General features: G+C 58.1%; 9 protein-coding genes. All 9 read left to right on the top strand.

Annotation, left to right across the window (positions count from 1 at the left end; translation table 11 throughout):
• Nucleotides 1-367 precede the first annotated feature (367 nt).
• The 9 genes from MKX42_RS25725 (at nt 368) to MKX42_RS25685 (ending at nt 14712) form a co-directional block, all read left to right on the top strand.
• Nucleotides 368-1321: an ABC transporter permease gene (locus tag MKX42_RS25725; RefSeq protein ID WP_340757819.1), complete on the top strand. Its 954-nt coding sequence runs from the start codon at nt 368-370 to the stop codon at nt 1319-1321.
• Nucleotides 1322-1337: 16 nt separating this feature from the next.
• Nucleotides 1338-2222, top strand: coding sequence for a carbohydrate ABC transporter permease (locus MKX42_RS25720; protein ID WP_036696562.1), 885 nt, complete (start codon nt 1338-1340; stop codon nt 2220-2222).
• Nucleotides 2223-2264: 42 nt separating this feature from the next.
• The gene (locus MKX42_RS25715) at nt 2265-3866 is read left to right on the top strand and encodes an extracellular solute-binding protein (RefSeq protein ID WP_340757818.1); all 1602 of its coding nucleotides are present in this window, start codon (nt 2265-2267) and stop codon (nt 3864-3866) included.
• A gap of 90 nt (nt 3867-3956) precedes the next feature.
• On the top strand, nt 3957-6350 hold the full coding sequence (locus MKX42_RS25710; RefSeq protein ID WP_340757817.1) for an AraC family transcriptional regulator: 2394 nt from the start codon (nt 3957-3959) through the stop codon (nt 6348-6350).
• A gap of 102 nt (nt 6351-6452) precedes the next feature.
• Nucleotides 6453-9407 carry an exo-rhamnogalacturonan lyase family protein gene (locus MKX42_RS25705; protein ID WP_340755650.1) on the top strand — a complete coding sequence of 985 codons (2955 nt, stop codon included), beginning with the start codon at nt 6453-6455 and terminating at the stop codon, nt 9405-9407.
• A complete protein-coding gene (locus MKX42_RS25700) occupies nt 9404-10099 on the top strand; it encodes a DUF1961 family protein (protein ID WP_340755647.1) in 696 nt (231 codons plus the stop codon). Before MKX42_RS25705 ends, MKX42_RS25700 begins: the two co-directional genes overlap by 4 nt.
• A 119-nt stretch (nt 10100-10218) precedes the next feature.
• Nucleotides 10219-11019 (top strand): polysaccharide deacetylase family protein, encoded by an 801-nt coding sequence (locus MKX42_RS25695; RefSeq protein WP_340755645.1) that lies wholly within the window; start codon nt 10219-10221, stop codon nt 11017-11019.
• Nucleotides 11020-11131: 112 nt separating this feature from the next.
• Nucleotides 11132-12328: a hypothetical protein gene (locus MKX42_RS25690; protein ID WP_340757815.1), complete on the top strand. Its 1197-nt coding sequence runs from the start codon at nt 11132-11134 to the stop codon at nt 12326-12328.
• Nucleotides 12328-14712, top strand: a complete 2385-nt coding sequence (locus MKX42_RS25685; protein ID WP_340755644.1) for a glycoside hydrolase family 88/105 protein — start codon at nt 12328-12330, stop codon at nt 14710-14712. The genes MKX42_RS25690 and MKX42_RS25685 overlap by 1 nt, the downstream gene beginning before the upstream one ends.
• Nucleotides 14713-15096: the final 384 nt, after the last annotated feature.

The following is a 15096-nucleotide window of genomic DNA, read 5'->3' as shown; positions in this document are numbered from 1 at the left end:
GCTCACATCGGAAGCATAGGCTGTCTGCGGATTTCAACCGTTAAAAATGGTATAAATCAAGAAATCTGCAGAAGGGCAGCGGCCGGAAGCCCAAAACTTCTCTGGAGTCACGACTCTCCCAAAAATGAAATTATCATTTCAATCTATATAGTGTCTGCCCCCCACATGCAATAGTAAAGTTTTGCCGGTTTTGGACTTTATTGCGGCAGCGGCGCAGAAGGCTTACAAAGCGTTGTCCAAAAAGTCCGATTGCCGGAAAAACACCCGCCAACCATAATAGAAAGCGCAGCCACGGCAATGTAGTGAAGTGTAGTAGCCAGGCTGTCTATCCATACGGAGGTGAATGTAAATGAAGCAAGGAGCGGCAATGGAGGCAGCAGAGGTAAGCGTAGGTACAAGCTTCCGCCGCCGCAGGCGGGAGCAGCGCTTCAGACGTCTGAAGCGGGACAAATGGCTCTACATTCTGCTCAGCCCCGGACTCCTGTATTTCCTGCTGTTCAAATATGTGCCGATGTGGGGAGTGCTGCTCGCCTTTAAGGATTATCAGCCTTTTCTGGGCTTCTGGAGTAGCAGTTGGGTCGGCTTGGAGCATTTCCGCACGTTTTTTCAGAATCCTGATTTCTTCATGCTGCTGCGCAATACGCTGGTGCTGTCGCTGTATAATTTGGTGTTCTTTTTCCCGGCACCGATCATCCTGGCGCTGCTGCTGAATGAAGTCCGTCTCTCCTTCTACAAAAGGACGGTTCAGACGCTGATCTATGTCCCCCACTTCATCTCTATGGTCATCGTCGCCAGTATCTCCTACGTGTTCCTTACAACACAGGGCGGTGCGGTCAATGAATTCCTCTACACGGTTACCGGGCGCAAAATTGATTTCCTCGCCAATCCCGACTGGTTCCGCCCGATGATTATTATGCAGACCATCTGGAAGGAATGCGGCTGGGGGACGATTATTTTCCTCGCTGCCCTGGCCGGTGTCGATGTGGAGCAATATGAAGCAGCCGTAGTGGACGGGGCCAGCCGCTGGCGCCAGACCTGGCATATTACGCTGCCCGCGATCCGCAGCACGATTGTTATTCTGCTGATTCTGCGGATGGGTACGATTCTGGATAACGGCTTCGAGCAGATTTATCTGATGATGAACGCGCTGAACCGCGAGGTGGCCGAGGTCTTCGATACCTATGTGTATGCGCTGGGGATTACCCAGGGGGCATTCAGCTACAGCACCGCCGTCGGTTTGTTCAAATCAGTGATCGGGGTCGTGCTGGTGCTCGGCACCAACTGGCTCGCCAAGAAGTCGGGCGAATCCGGATTATATTGAAAAGGAGGCCATGACTGTGGCTAAACGTTACCGCAGCGCCGGAGAGATTACCTTTGACGTTTTTAATTACCTGGTGCTGGGCATCATCGGGATCGCAGCCATCCTGCCGTTCCTGTTTGTAGTCGCCGGTTCCTTCGCCACCGAGGCGGAAATAACGAAGCGCGCTGTCTTTCTGGTTCCGACGACTATCTCGCTGGACGCCTACCGGTTTATTTTCTCCACGGATACCATTGTCCGAAGCATCGGGGTGTCGCTGTATGTGACAGTGATCGGGACGGCAGTCAATTTGTTCTTCACGGTTACCATGGCGTATCCGATGGCGAAGCGGTACCTGATGGGCCGCAATCTGATCCTCAATCTGGTCATCTTCACCATGCTGTTCGGGGGCGGGATGATTCCCACCTATCTGGTGATCCGTGAGCTGCATCTGCTCGATACGCTGAATGCTCTGATTCTTCCGGGGGCGATCAGCGCCTTCAATCTGATTATCGTCAAAAACTTCTTCCAGGAGCTTCCCGCCGAGATGGAGGAGGCGGCCCGCATCGACGGCTGCACGGAGCTGGGGCTGCTGTGGAGGATTGTGCTGCCGCTGTCGAAGCCGGTGCTGGCGACGTTCACGCTCTTTTATGCGGTCGGACACTGGAATAACTTCTTCTCGGCGCTGCTCTACATCAATGACCCGTCCAAGTGGCCGCTGCAGGTGATGCTGCGCCAGATCGTCATGCTGTCCCAGTCGGCAGCGGGGGATCTTAGCTCCATGGACCCGAATTTCGTGCAGCCGCCGGAGCAGTCGATCAAAATGGCCGTCATCGTAGTCGGCACCCTGCCGATTATGTGCGTCTATCCGTTTCTGCAGAAGCATTTTGCCAAAGGGGTGATGCTGGGTTCAGTCAAAGGGTAAGCGGTTAGTCAACATATAAAGGGAGGCCAAGTGATGAAGAAGATGAAGCGGAGTGAAGGTTCACGGTCTGCGAAAAAAGGGTTGTTCATGCTGCTGGCTATGATTATGCTGCTAAGTGTATTGTCCGGCTGCGGCGGGAATGGAGAGAATGCGGGAGCGGGACAAAAGGAGCCTGCCGGGGACAACGGGAAGGCGGACGGTACAGCCAAGGGGGAGAAGCCGCTTGAGCTGACGCTGATGCTGCCGATTTTTAAAACCAATTATCCGAAGGACGGCAGTCCGGTCGCCGCCAAGCTGGAGGAGCTGACGAACACCAAAATCCATTTCGAATGGGTGCCGAATGCATCCTATGCCGATAAATTCAATATTACGCTGGCTTCCGGCAAGCTGCCTGATATTATGTATGTAGGTGACGTGAAAGCGTCCAGCTTCGTCAATGCGGCCAGATCCGGCGCTTTCTGGGAGGTGGGTCCGTATCTCAAGGATTATCCGAATCTCAGCGGGGCGAAGGAGGTCATTCTGAATAACTCGGCCATCGACGGTAAGAATTACGGGATCTACAGAGGGCGGGCGCTGGGACGTAACGGCGTGGTGTTCCGCAAGGACTGGATGGAGAAGCTGGGGCTTGAGAACCCGAAGACCGTGGATGATTTCTATTCGATGCTAAAAGCGTTCAAGGAGCAGGACCCGGATGGCAACGGCCAGGCGGATACGTACGGCATGGTGCTGGTCAAGTGGACCGGCCAGTGGGCCAGCGGCTTCGATACGATGAAGCTGTGGTTCGGTTCCCCGAACAAGTGGGGCGTGCAGGAGGGGAAGCTTACGCCTGAGCATGAATCCCCCGGGTATTTGGAAGCGCTTAAATTCATGAAAAAGCTGTACGATGAGCAGCTGATTAACGCCGACTTCGCGGTGATGGACAGCTCCAAATGGAATGATCCGGTCGTCAATAACAAAGCCGGCGTCATTGTCGATGTGGTCGATAACGCGGCCCGGCTGGACGACAAGATTCATGCGGCTCTACAAAAGGAAGGCAAAGACGAGCCGGAACGCCATTATATGGATGTTATCGGCGGTGTGAGCGGAGTGGACGGCGCACTGCATACCCTCCCAACCTCCGGTTTCTCCGGCATGCTGGCGATTCCGAAGTCTTCGGTCAAAACCGAGGAGGAGCTGAAGCAGGTGCTTGCCTTCCTGGACCGGCTGAATGATGAGGATCTGCAGACGATGCTGAACTATGGTCTTGAAGGCGTGCATTACAAGCTGGTGGACGGATATATCGAACGCTCCAGCGATACGGTTCTGCTGGAATCGGAAGTGGAAGGCCTGAATCAGATGCTGCCGTTCATCCCTGAGGACAAGGCGAAGCAGGTGAAGCAGACCCCGCTGCGGCTGAAGCAGACCGAGGTGCAGAAGACAAATGAAGCGACGATTGTGACCAATCCGGCGGAAGCGCTGATCTCGGCAGTCTATACGCAAAAAGGCTCGCAGCTCGATAACGTAATCAACGATGCGCGTATCAAATTCATTGTCGGCCAGATCGATGAGGCCGGTTTGAAGTCTGCTTTTGAAGTATGGCGGAAGACTGGCGGAGATGAGCTTGTGAAGGAAATGAATGAATTGTACGCCCTGGCGGGCAAGTAAAGTCCGGTCCTGCTCCAGTCTCCGTCCGGTCTGTCCCCGCTGCGGCTGCATGGCTGCAACTCTAAACTAAGGATTCGGCTGGTGAAACGAATGGAGAATGAAGCGGCAGGAGCACGGAACAGGTATACCGGAGGCCGGGAGGGACGCAAGGGCCGTTATTACCGCAATAATCTCATTATTGTGTTGATCGTCTCGTCCATTCCCGGGCTGATCATCGGGCTGCTGGTCTATTTTATGGCCGGGGGGAATCTGGAGAAGGAACTGCTGAGGATGCATAACCGGCAGATTGAGCAGCGGGCGGACAACATTAATGAGCAATTGTCCAATCTGGAGCTGATGCTGGCCCACTGGGCGTTCGACCCGAAGTTCGACTATGGACTCAGCAACATGGATTTCACCCGGAATCATGAGCGGGCCTGGGATATTACGAAGACACTGGTAGTCATGCAAGGCTCGAATTCCATGGTGCGGCAGGTTGAGCTGTATCTGGCCGGTAAACAGCAGGTGCGCTTCGGCACAGAGTATGGGACGCTGGCTGCGGCGGAGGAAGCATTGTACGGGAAGCTGCTGAAGCAGGAGCGGAGCACCTACTGGACGGAATGGGCTTTTGATCCGGAGTACCCTGAGCAGAAGGAGCTGACGCTGGTGCACCACATCCCCGGCGGCAGTCTGCAGCCCTTCGGGGTGCTGCTGCTGCGGATGGATACAGAGAAGGTATCGGCGATGCTGCGGACCATGACCCCGTATAACACGGGGGAGGTGTTCATGGAGCAGAAATCCGGCGGACTCTTCATCTCGGGGGGCGGGATGGATGCGCCCACGCCGCTGGTTACGGCGCTGCGGGCAACTATTACAGCCAGAGGCAGCCAGGATAGCGGGTCATTTCTGTATGACTGGAACGGGGTTACTTATGCGGTGACCTATGGTGATTTCTCGCGGATTGCCAGTGAATGGCGGTATGTGTCGGCTTCGCCGATCTCCAGCGTCACCTCTCCGGTGGTCTGGCTGTCCCGGATGATTATTCTGGTCAGCTTGTGCGCCTTGTTGCTGGCGGCGGTACTGTCCTGGATTGCTTCCCGCAGAATCTATTCGCCGGTCCGCCGCCTGCTTCAGACACTGCTCCCTGAGCATGCGGCCTCCGGGGACCGGGTGGATGAGCTGACGCTGATCGAGCGGCACTGGCAGAACCTGCACGGACAGCAGCACGCCCTCGAATACACGCTCTCGGAGCAGCTTCCGCATGTGCAGCAGAGCTTCCTCCACCAGCTGTTCCAGGGGTATTTGTATGCCTATTCCGAACAGGACTTGCAGAGCCGGATGAAGCAGTACAAGTGGGAAGTGGAGAGCTGTACGTTCGTGGTGCTGTATATCCAGCTGACCGGCATCTCCAGCCTGGAGGCTAAGTTCCGCAGCGGTGACGAGAGTCTGGTGTCATTCGCGGCTGTAAACATCATCGGGGAGCTTGCTAAGGAGCATTTCGGCCGGGCAGAGACGGTCAATCTGCATGACCTTACCTCCGGTATGCTGCTGATGGAACCGGGAAGCGGCCCAGACCCGGCCCGCGTGGGGGCCTTCGGTGAAGAGCTGGCGGCTACCCTGAGCCGGATGCTTAAGCTTCAGGCCACGGTGGCGTACAGTGCAAGGATCGGGAGCATCTCCGCGATTCCGCGGTCCTTCGAGGCGGCGAAGCAGGCGGCCAGCCACAGCAGGTACGGGGGCGGGAACCAGATCATCAGCCTGGAGCAGCTGGAGCGCGAGGGGCAGGGCACACCTATGCCGCAGTATTCCTTCGCGCTGGAGCGCGGGCTGATTCAGGCGCTGCGGACCGGAGAAGCAGAGGAGGCGGACCGGCTGCTGGAGGAATTCCTGGAGACGCTCTCCGCAGGCGGCGCGAAGGTGATCGACGTACAGCAGGGGATGCTGCATCTGCTCGGCGCGATCCTTCATGCGGTGCTGGAGGCCGGGATGGCCCAGAGCCAGTTACTGCGCGGCAGGAATCTGTATGCCAGTCTCTCGCAGATCCATGAGCCGGGGCTTATTCTCTCCTGGTTCCGTACGCAGGTGATTGCTCCCTTCCTGAAGGAGCTGTGCGAACGCTCGGATGCCGGAATAAGACGGACGATTGATCAGGCGATGCTGTACATTCAGCAGCATTATATGGACAATATCTCGCTGGACAGCTGTGCAGATGTTACAGGCACCAGCCCTTTTCTGCTCAGCAAGTCGTTCAAACGGGTCACCGGGCAGAACTTCATCGATTATCTGACCGAGCTTCGGCTCACCAAGGCGAAGGAACTGCTGCGTGACACAGATCTGAAGATGAACGATGTCGCCTTGCAGGTTGGCTATCAGCAGAGCTATTTCAACCGGATTTTCAAAAAACAGGAGGACATCACTCCGACACGTTACCGTGAACTGAGCCGGCAGGAGGGGGAGAAGGAGAACGGGAAGGGGGTGCGGGGAGGGCAAGGGAAGAACGGCTGAGAATGAAAGTGGCTCACTTCCCGTGATCCGGCGCCCGCAGGCCTCCTGCCCCCGGAACGGTTCATTCGTCCGGGTGATGTCCCATCAAGGAGATGACAGAAGATGACCTCTTTATCCTCAGCCCTGCCAGTCCAGCTACGGTGGCTGAAGCCGCCTGCTCCGGCTGCGGGGGTGACCTGGGGGGTCCCCTGGTCCAAGGGAGATCTGAAGCGCGGAGAACTGGCCGCGCTATATCTTGGCGGGGCGGATGACGGCTCCCGCCTGCCGCTGCAGAGCCGCCCGGCTGCGTATTGGCCGGACGGCAGCATCAAATGGTCTTTGCATTCTGCCGTATGCCCTGAAGGGAGTACGGCAGGTTATACACTGGAACGCTCTGCCGGGCAGAGGGCTGTGCACGCAGCCTTCCAGGTATCCGTGGAAGAGACGGAAGAAGCTTATATTGTCGATACCGGCAGCATTCGTTGCACCGTGGTCAAGCATGGCCCGGGCGTGATCTCGCGGATTATCCGCCGGGGAACGGCGGAATCCGGGGGACCGGATGGTGATCATGGATATTCTGGAGCTGCGGAGACGGGATTAGGATCAGGTGCGGGTGTGAGTAAGCTTGTGTGCAGCGGAAGCGAGCTGGTCTGTCTCCGCGAGCAGCGGGACATCCTCAGCGGGGAGCTGACGCTGCGGCAGGAGCGGTTCACCGGTGTGACGCTGAAGGCTAGCCTGGAAGAGCAGGGACCGGTACGTGCTGTGATCCGGCTGGACGGGCGGCATAGAAGTACAAGGGGGGCCCGGGAATGGCTTCCTTATACTTTAAGGCTCTATTTCTATGCCGGGCTTGTGTCCATCCGGCTGGTGCATACCTTCCATTATGACGGCAATCCGCAGCAGGATTTCATCAAGGGGCTGGGCCTGCTGTTCAAGGTGCCGCTCAGCGGTCCGCTGTATAACCGCCATGTCCGGCTGGCGGGCAGCGGGGGAATCTTCAGCGAATCTCCCAAGACGCTCCAGACCCGCAGAACGCGGGGCAAATATGCTGATATGTTCGCCGGGCAGCTTGAGGGGCAGAGCCAGTACTTCGATCCCGTGGAGGATGCCTATTTCACCAGCCTGCTCCAGGACTCGGCAGTATGGGATGACTTCCGGCTGGTGCAGGACTCCTCTGAGCATTATGCCGTCCATAAGCGGACGGGACCGGAGTGCACCTGGATTAAGGGTGCGGAAGGCCGGAGGGCCGGAGGACTAGGCTATATCGGCTGTGACGGCGGAGGTCTGGCTGCCGGAGTGAAGGATTTCTGGCAGAAGCCTCCGTCCGGGCTGGAGATCAGCGGCACCTCAGGCGCGGAAGCGGCGTTAACGGTCTGGTTCTGGACGCCGGAGGCGCAGGCGATGGACCTGCGCCACTATGATACGAAGACGCATGTCGAGTCTTCCTATGAAGGCGCGGAGGAGCTGCGTGCAACCCCTTACGGGATCGCCAATACGAACGAGCTGACCTTGTGGTGTACCGCGCGGACGCCTCATTCCAGGCAGCTTCGGCAGATGCAGCAGCAGGCGGATGAACCGCCGCTGCTGGTCTGTGAGCCCGGGTATTACCACCGCAGCCGGGCGTTTGGACTCTGGAGCCTGCCGGACCGGAGCACGCCGGCCAAGGCGTACCTGGAGGACCGGCTGGACGGGATTATCAGCTTTTACCAGAAGGAAATTGAGCAGCGGAAGTGGTACGGCCTGTGGGATTATGGCGACTTCATGCACAGCTATGATCCGGTCCGCCATGTCTGGAATTATGATCTGGGCGGCTGTGCGTGGCAAAACGCCGAGCTGGTGCCGAATATGTGGCTGTGGGTGAGCTTCCTGCGGACTGGGCGCGCGGATATTTACCGGATGGCGGAAGCGATGACCCGGCATACCAGCGAGGTGGATGTGTATCATTTCGGGGAATATGCGGGTCTTGGCTCCCGGCATAATGTCGTGCACTGGGGCTGCGGCTGCAAGGAAGCGCGGATTGCCATGGCCGGACTGCACCGCTACTACTATTACCTGACCGGCGATGAGCGGATAGGCGACATCATGGACGGCGTGAAGGATGCGGATTATTCCACGGTGACGCTGGACCCGATGCGGGCTTATTTTCCAAAGGACGAATTCAAGACACATGTGCGGGTGGGGCCGGACTGGGCCGCGTTCAGCTCGGGCTGGATGACCCGCTGGGAACGTTATGAGGATACGTTCTACCGAGACAAAATCCTAACAGGCATCGACTGCATCAAAGCAGCAAACCTGCGGCTGATCTCTGGTCCAACCTATGGGTACGATCCCGCAACAGGAATTCTAAGTCCCATGGGCGATGACAACTGGGGACGGCATCTGGCGATCTGTATGGGCGGGCCGCAGGTGTGGTTCGAGCTGGCGATGATGCTGGAGGACCCGGAGTGGGAGGATATGCTTGCTGAGTTCGGCGTCTTCTATAACTTGCCCAAGGAAGAACAGCTGCTTAGATCTGGAGGTGCGATTACAGGCAAGCAGCGCTTCGAGCATCCGGTACTCAGTGTGGCTATTGCCGCCTATGGCGCATGGGTCAAGGATGACCGGGCGACGGCGGAACGCTGCTGGAGCATCCTGCTTGAGAATCCGTTCGGCACCGTCAATCTGCAAGCGGAGCAGAAGCAGGTGATTTCTATGGAAGTGCTGGATGAAGTGGACTGGATGAATACGAACGAAGCCTCACAGTGGTCACTGAACACGATCATTGCGCTGGAACTGGTTGCTGAAGCTCTGCCTGCGCGAGAAGAAGGTTCCGGGGGAGAAGCCGGAGCCGCTGGAGCCGGAGCTGGTGCAAGAGCTGGTGCGGAAACTGAAGCTAGTACTGGTGAAGAAGGCTATGCGGAAGCTGGAGCCGCTGCAGAAGCTGCAGAAGCTGCAGAAGCTGATACAAAAGCGGGTGCAGAAGCTGGCGCAGGAACTGGTGATAAAGCGGGTGCAGGAACTGATCCCGTAGCTGGGGGTAGTGCACAGGCAGGAGCTAGTGACGGTGCAGGTCGCGGGAAGGGAGCGGATGTCCGATGACGGTGCAGCAGGACTTACCAATGATTCCGGAAGGCTGGCGCAAGATTTACCGCAATACCCTGGAAGGGCCCGCGAAGGTGGAGGGCTTCCGGATGGAGGGCGATGGCGCGGCCACTTTTCCGCAGGGACGGCTGCGGCTGGAGAGCACCCGGGGGGCTGAGGAAGGGCAGAAGGCGAACGTAGTTTTCTGGTGCCCTGAGATTTTCCCGGCGGAGCTCGCCATATCCTGGAGGTTCCGTCCGCTGCGCGAGCCGGGGCTTGCAATTCTGTTCTTCGCGGCTGCCGGTGCCGGGGGCAAGGATCTGTTCGACCCATCCCTTCCGGTCCGCACGGGCGAATATGACCAGTACCACCATGGGGAGATGGATGCCTATCATATCTCGTATTTTCGCCGGATGTGGGAGGAGGAGCGGGCTTTTCATACCTGTAATCTGCGCAAAAGCTACGGCTTCCATCTTGTCGCCCAAGGCGCTGACCCGCTGCCGGATACCGCCGATATGACCGAGGCCTACCGGATGCTGGTGGTGAAGCGGGGATCTGCTGTGACTTTTGCCATCAATGGTTTACCGGTGCTGCACTGGGTGGATGACGGCTCGTCCTTCGGTCCGCTGCTCGGCGGCGGCCGCATCGGCTTCCGGCAAATGGCCCCGCTGATAGCAGAATATAGCGACCTGGTTGTCTATGCTCCTTGAAGCTTGGATAGGTGGCTGGTCGAATGAACATATGCGTCCACTCCAAATATTCTCTGGAGTCACGGTTATCCCATAACAGAAAATATACAAGTTTAATTTACGAAGGAGGTTTAACTGCGATGCCGGGAGTGTATTATTGTTATCCGCATGGCCGTCATAAGGCGCTGACCATGAGCTATGATGACGGACGGCACGCGGATGAACGTCTGGTCAGCCTTTTCAACCAGCATGGAATCAAGGGCAGCTTTCATTTGAATTCGGGGCTGCTTGGCGAAGGGGGCCGTATCAGGGCTGATGAGGTTGCGGCTCTCTACCATGGACATGAGGTCAGTGTGCATACGCGGAGTCATCCGACGCTGGCGCGCTGCCCGCAGGAGTCAGTCGTGGAGGAGATTATTGAGGACCGCAGGGTACTGGAGGGGCTGGTCCGCCAGCCTGTGCGCGGTATGTCTTACCCGAACGGCTCCTATACGCAGGAGATCAAGGCGCTGCTGCCGCATCTGGGCATTGAATATGCCCGGACGGTACAGACCACCGGGGGCTTCGCCCTGCCGGAGGACTGGCTGGAGTGGCAGGCGACCTGTCATCATAACCAGGGGCTGCTGGCTCACGGGGAGGATTTTGTGGGGCTGCATAAGCGGCAGTATCTGTACTTGATGTATGTGTGGGGACATAGCTACGAGTTCGACAATGACCACAACTGGGAGCTGATGGAGCGCTTCTGCGCCATGGCGGGCGGATGCGGCGACATCTGGTATGCGACGAACCTGGAGCTGGTGCATTACATGAAGGCTTGCCGGGGGCTGCTGTTCTCGGCGGCAAGGGACTTTGTCTATAATCCGGGAGCGTCTGCTGTCTGGCTGGAGGTTGGCGGTACAGTAGTCGAGGTGCCCGGGGGACAGACTGTGGATCTGGGCTGATATAGAACGGGGATAGAGTGAAGGAGGATGTATTGTGAATCATACGGATCATAGTCAAAAGCTTCACCGGCTGGCTGGGCTGGATATCTCCGCCGCCGGTCCAAGATGTAAAATGCTGCTCGGCGATCTGGACGGGGACGGCCGGGCTGAACTGCTGCTGGTGCAGCCGGATAACCGCCAGGATGTGCGTTATATTCCGCATCAGGTGCAGTGCCTGACGGCGTACAATCTGGATGGCCGCCTGCTTTGGCAGACGGGCAAGCCGGACCCGGACGCAGGCAGCCAAGGCTCCGATTACCCGGCGCAGATTGCCGATATCGATGGTGACGGGGCTCTAGAGGTACTGTGTGTGATGAATAACCAGCTTCATATTTTGGAGGGGGCGACGGGCAAGGTCAAAGCGGTTCATCCGCTGCCGGCGAAGGAGGCTCACGACTGCATCATTATTGCCAACCTGTCAGGCGGCGATTATCCTTCCGACATCATTCTCAAAGACCGCTACCATCAGCTATGGGCGCTGGACCGGGAGTTCCGGCTGCTCTGGACCCATCAGGGCAATGTGGGGCATTATCCCTGGGTGTACGATCTGGACGGTGACGGGCGCGATGAGGTGATGGCCGGATATGATCTGCTCAGCGCTGAGGGCAAGCTGTTATGGAGCTGCAAGGATCTGGACGATCACGCGGATTGCCTGTGGGTCGGCGATGTGAACGGAGACGGGGTACGGGAGCTGGTGATCGGCGGCAGTGTGACGGTGATGTATGACCGTAACGGGCGCGAGCTATGGCGGTACGAAGGCTCTGTCGAGTCGCAGCATCTGGCGCTCGGGCGGTTCCGCCCGGACCTGCCCGGTCTGCAGATTGCGGGCCTTGACCGTCTGGTCCGCGAGGATGACGGCAAGGGTCTGCGGGGCAAGGATGCCATGTTTCTGCTGGACCAGTCCGGCCGGGAGCTGTGGAAGGAAGAACGTACCACTGACGGATGGCTTACCATCGTTGAAGCCGTCAGCCGGTTCTGGCCGGAGGCACCGGACTATATTCTGGCGTACCGCCGGGGCGAAGCTGTGCTTCCCGCACTCTATGACGGCTATATGAATATCGTTGCCGAGTTCGCCGAGCAGGGTTACGCCGTGCATGGGGATCTTATTGGCAGCGGAACTGAGCAGGTTATTATTTATACGGATGAACTGGCCGCCGTCTATGCCGGTGAAGCACTGCCGCTGCAAGCAGTACACCCCGGGCAGCCGCTACCCCAGCCCAAACGGCTGTACAGCTCCACCCTGTACCCCGGCGGTGAGGTGATGTTGTGATGGGGGCCTACTTTCATCCCCGTCATTCCATCGTCCGTACAGCCGGAGAGGATACGGAAGCGATGCTTGCCATCATAGCGAACCGCTATATTGGTGCAAATCCGCCGCAGCCTCCGGTCTACCGCGTTCATCTGGAGAACAGCTTCCCGCGCCTGCCGGATTGCCGGTATGAGATGAACCTGAAAGAACGGCTGCCTGAGCTGCGGGACGGGGAATTTGTCTATGTCTGGGGGAAGCTGTGGAGCGATACAGACAGCGATATTCCGCTCGCTCTCAGCTGTTTCGGTCCGGTGACAGTCTATGTTGGCGGCGTGGCCGTTTTCGCTTCCAATCTGAACGATGATGTGTTCCCGGACCGTAAGGCGTTCTTTCGTACCGGGCTGACTTCAGGCTGGAATAACTTCCTGCTGGAGTGTACCGCAGCCGGTACCGGCTGCGGCGGGATTTTTGGCACCGGGAGCGTGAAGGGCGCGCCGCTGCATTTTCTGGCCCCGACTGCGGAGCGCAGCGGCTGTGAGGGCTGGATCTACAGCGCGCCGCAGCAGAGCAGATGGACGCTGCAGCCGGAGGGTGGTGGCGCTCCAGAGGGAGAGGCTGCGGCGCACCGCGCGGAGCCTTCGCAGCGCGTCCGCTGCGGCGAAGCCGCGGAGGCCGCCGAAGCTGCGCTGGCGGCCCGCTGTGCCTGGTATCCGGTGGCCGGCTGGCCGGATGACGAGGCGCAGCGCGGGAATCTCGCGCGCGTGCTCGGTGCGAAGCCTGGCGCGAAGGCGCTGGCCTGGAGCAGGCCGGCGGTGAGTGCGCCGGGCGGAATGAACGTCCGGCTGGCCCTCCGCAGCCGGGATGTAGCGGCACTCAAGGTCTACGTGGATGGCAGGCTTGCCGCCATCCAGCCCGAAGCGAGTGCCGGCCTTGAGTGCATGCTGCCGCTGAGCTTCGGCAGCCATGACCTGCTGGTCGAGGCCGTGTGCGGCGGCGACGGCTGGGGCTTCGAGCTGGAAGCTGCTGCGGCTGGGAACACAGCAGAGGTGCAGGTGGAGACGGAGTATAGCCGGGGGATTGCGGAAGCTTTACCACACTCCTATCTGCAGGGAAGCAGGAACAAGGGAGCCGGTGCCAGTGGAGACTGCAGCACAGTGAAGCTGGTGAGTCCCTATCCGGTGGAAGGGCAGACCGGGCCATGGCTGTACCTGGGCCCTTTTCTGGAATCGGCGGTACCTCAGCCTATGGAAGCGGCAGCTATGGATGCTCCCTTCGGCGAAGGGGCGGAGGAATGCTTTTGGCGGGTAGACCGTCCTGGCGGCGCAGTCAGGCCCTATCTGGAGAGTACGCTGTACGGCCGGTGGAATTATCCGCTCGGGGTAACCCTATATGGTCTGCTGCGTACCGGTCAGGCGCTGGGCGATCCTCATTATTCTGCTTATGCCAGAGGACATATTGAGCAATGTACCCGGCTTCATACTTATTCGCTCTGGGACCGCAGCCGCTATGGTGCTCCGGGTATCAACCAGCAGCTGGCGCTCATGGACTCACTGGATGACTGCGGTTCCTTCGGTGCTACGATGCTCGCCGCTCATGTAGAACAGCCGCTGCATGGAGCGCCTGATACAGCTGCGTATATCGCCCGGTATATTCAAGATACGCAGTCCCGCGATGAGGAGGGGGCGCTCTACCGTACACGGGGCACTACTGACTTCATGCAGGGAACAATGTGGTGCGATGATCTGTATATGAGCACTCCGTTCCTGAGCCGGTATTATCTGCTGACGGGCGATCCCGCTTATCTGGATGATGCGGTGTCGCAGTTTCTCCATTACCGTAATCGGCTGTTCCAGCCGGAGCTTGGCATTATGCATCATGTGTATGACTACAAATTCAGCAAGCCGAACGGTGTAGCCTGGGGGAGAGGCAACGGCTGGGTGCTGTTCTCGCTGACTGAGCTGCTGGAGGTACTGCCGGAGCAGCATCCGCAGCGGGAAGAACTGCTGGAGTATTACCGGCTGCTGTGCGAAGGATATTTACGGCTGCAGGACGCCGCAGGATTATGGCATCAGGTTCTGACCGATCCCGAATCTTATGCGGAGGCATCCTGTTCCTCGATGTTCGTATATGCTTTTGCGCACGGCGTTCGTAGAGGTTGGCTGACAGAGCCGTATCCATATGCCGATGCAGCGTTACGCGGCTGGATGGCGCTGGCCGAATACTGCATCGACCATCAGGGGAATGTCTATGGCGTCTGCCGGGGCTCGGGTTATTCCTTCAACAAACTATATTACAAAGAACAGCTCACCTGGCAGCTCAACGATACCCACGGAATCGGAATAGTACTGTTGGCGGGTATTGAAGCGCTTGAGCTTAGGCGGGAGCTGGAGGCGCAGCGTATATAAGAGTTGTATTGTGGAATTGCTGCCGAAAAGAGTAATTTGTCAATCAGAGTCAATTAGAGGCTATGAAAGGGAAAAATCCCATTGATTCAGCTGAAAATGGGCGGTGAGCGAAAATGAGGGGGATAAATCCCTCTGAGCCGTCAGAATGAAGAGCAGAATTGCACCTGAATTTGCCGAAAACGGGAGGAGAACGTAAATGAAGAGCACAAGTGCACCTGAATTCGTAAATAGTTGGCTGAGCGAGCGAATGAGGTGCATCAGTGCACCTGAATTAGCCGAAAGTGGGCACGCAGCGTAAATGAAGTGCATTACTGCACCTGGATTTGCCAAAAACAGGTCTGGAGCGTAAACGTGGAGCACTAGTGCACCTGAATCCCCATAGGC

This window comes from Paenibacillus sp. FSL R7-0204, from assembly GCF_038002225.1.
Classification (GTDB): domain Bacteria; phylum Bacillota; class Bacilli; order Paenibacillales; family Paenibacillaceae; genus Paenibacillus_AQ.
Note: the sequence above shows the minus strand (reverse complement) of the source record. Positions and strands in the feature narration are given on the sequence as shown.

What these genes read in the sequence shown, in the direction of transcription:
- MKX42_RS25705 (WP_340755650.1), top strand. Translation starts at nt 6,453, where the DNA reads ATGACCTCTTTATCCTCAGCCCTGCCAGTCCAGCTACGGTGGCTGAAG.
- MKX42_RS25710 (WP_340757817.1), top strand. Translation starts at nt 3,957, where the DNA reads ATGGAGAATGAAGCGGCAGGAGCACGGAACAGGTATACCGGAGGCCGG.
- MKX42_RS25695 (WP_340755645.1), top strand. Translation starts at nt 10,219, where the DNA reads ATGCCGGGAGTGTATTATTGTTATCCGCATGGCCGTCATAAGGCGCTG.
- MKX42_RS25690 (WP_340757815.1), top strand. Translation starts at nt 11,132, where the DNA reads ATGCTGCTCGGCGATCTGGACGGGGACGGCCGGGCTGAACTGCTGCTG.
- MKX42_RS25685 (WP_340755644.1), top strand. Translation starts at nt 12,328, where the DNA reads ATGGGGGCCTACTTTCATCCCCGTCATTCCATCGTCCGTACAGCCGGA.
- MKX42_RS25715 (WP_340757818.1), top strand. Translation starts at nt 2,265, where the DNA reads ATGAAGCGGAGTGAAGGTTCACGGTCTGCGAAAAAAGGGTTGTTCATG.
- MKX42_RS25725 (WP_340757819.1), top strand. Translation starts at nt 368, where the DNA reads ATGGAGGCAGCAGAGGTAAGCGTAGGTACAAGCTTCCGCCGCCGCAGG.
- MKX42_RS25700 (WP_340755647.1), top strand. Translation starts at nt 9,404, where the DNA reads ATGACGGTGCAGCAGGACTTACCAATGATTCCGGAAGGCTGGCGCAAG.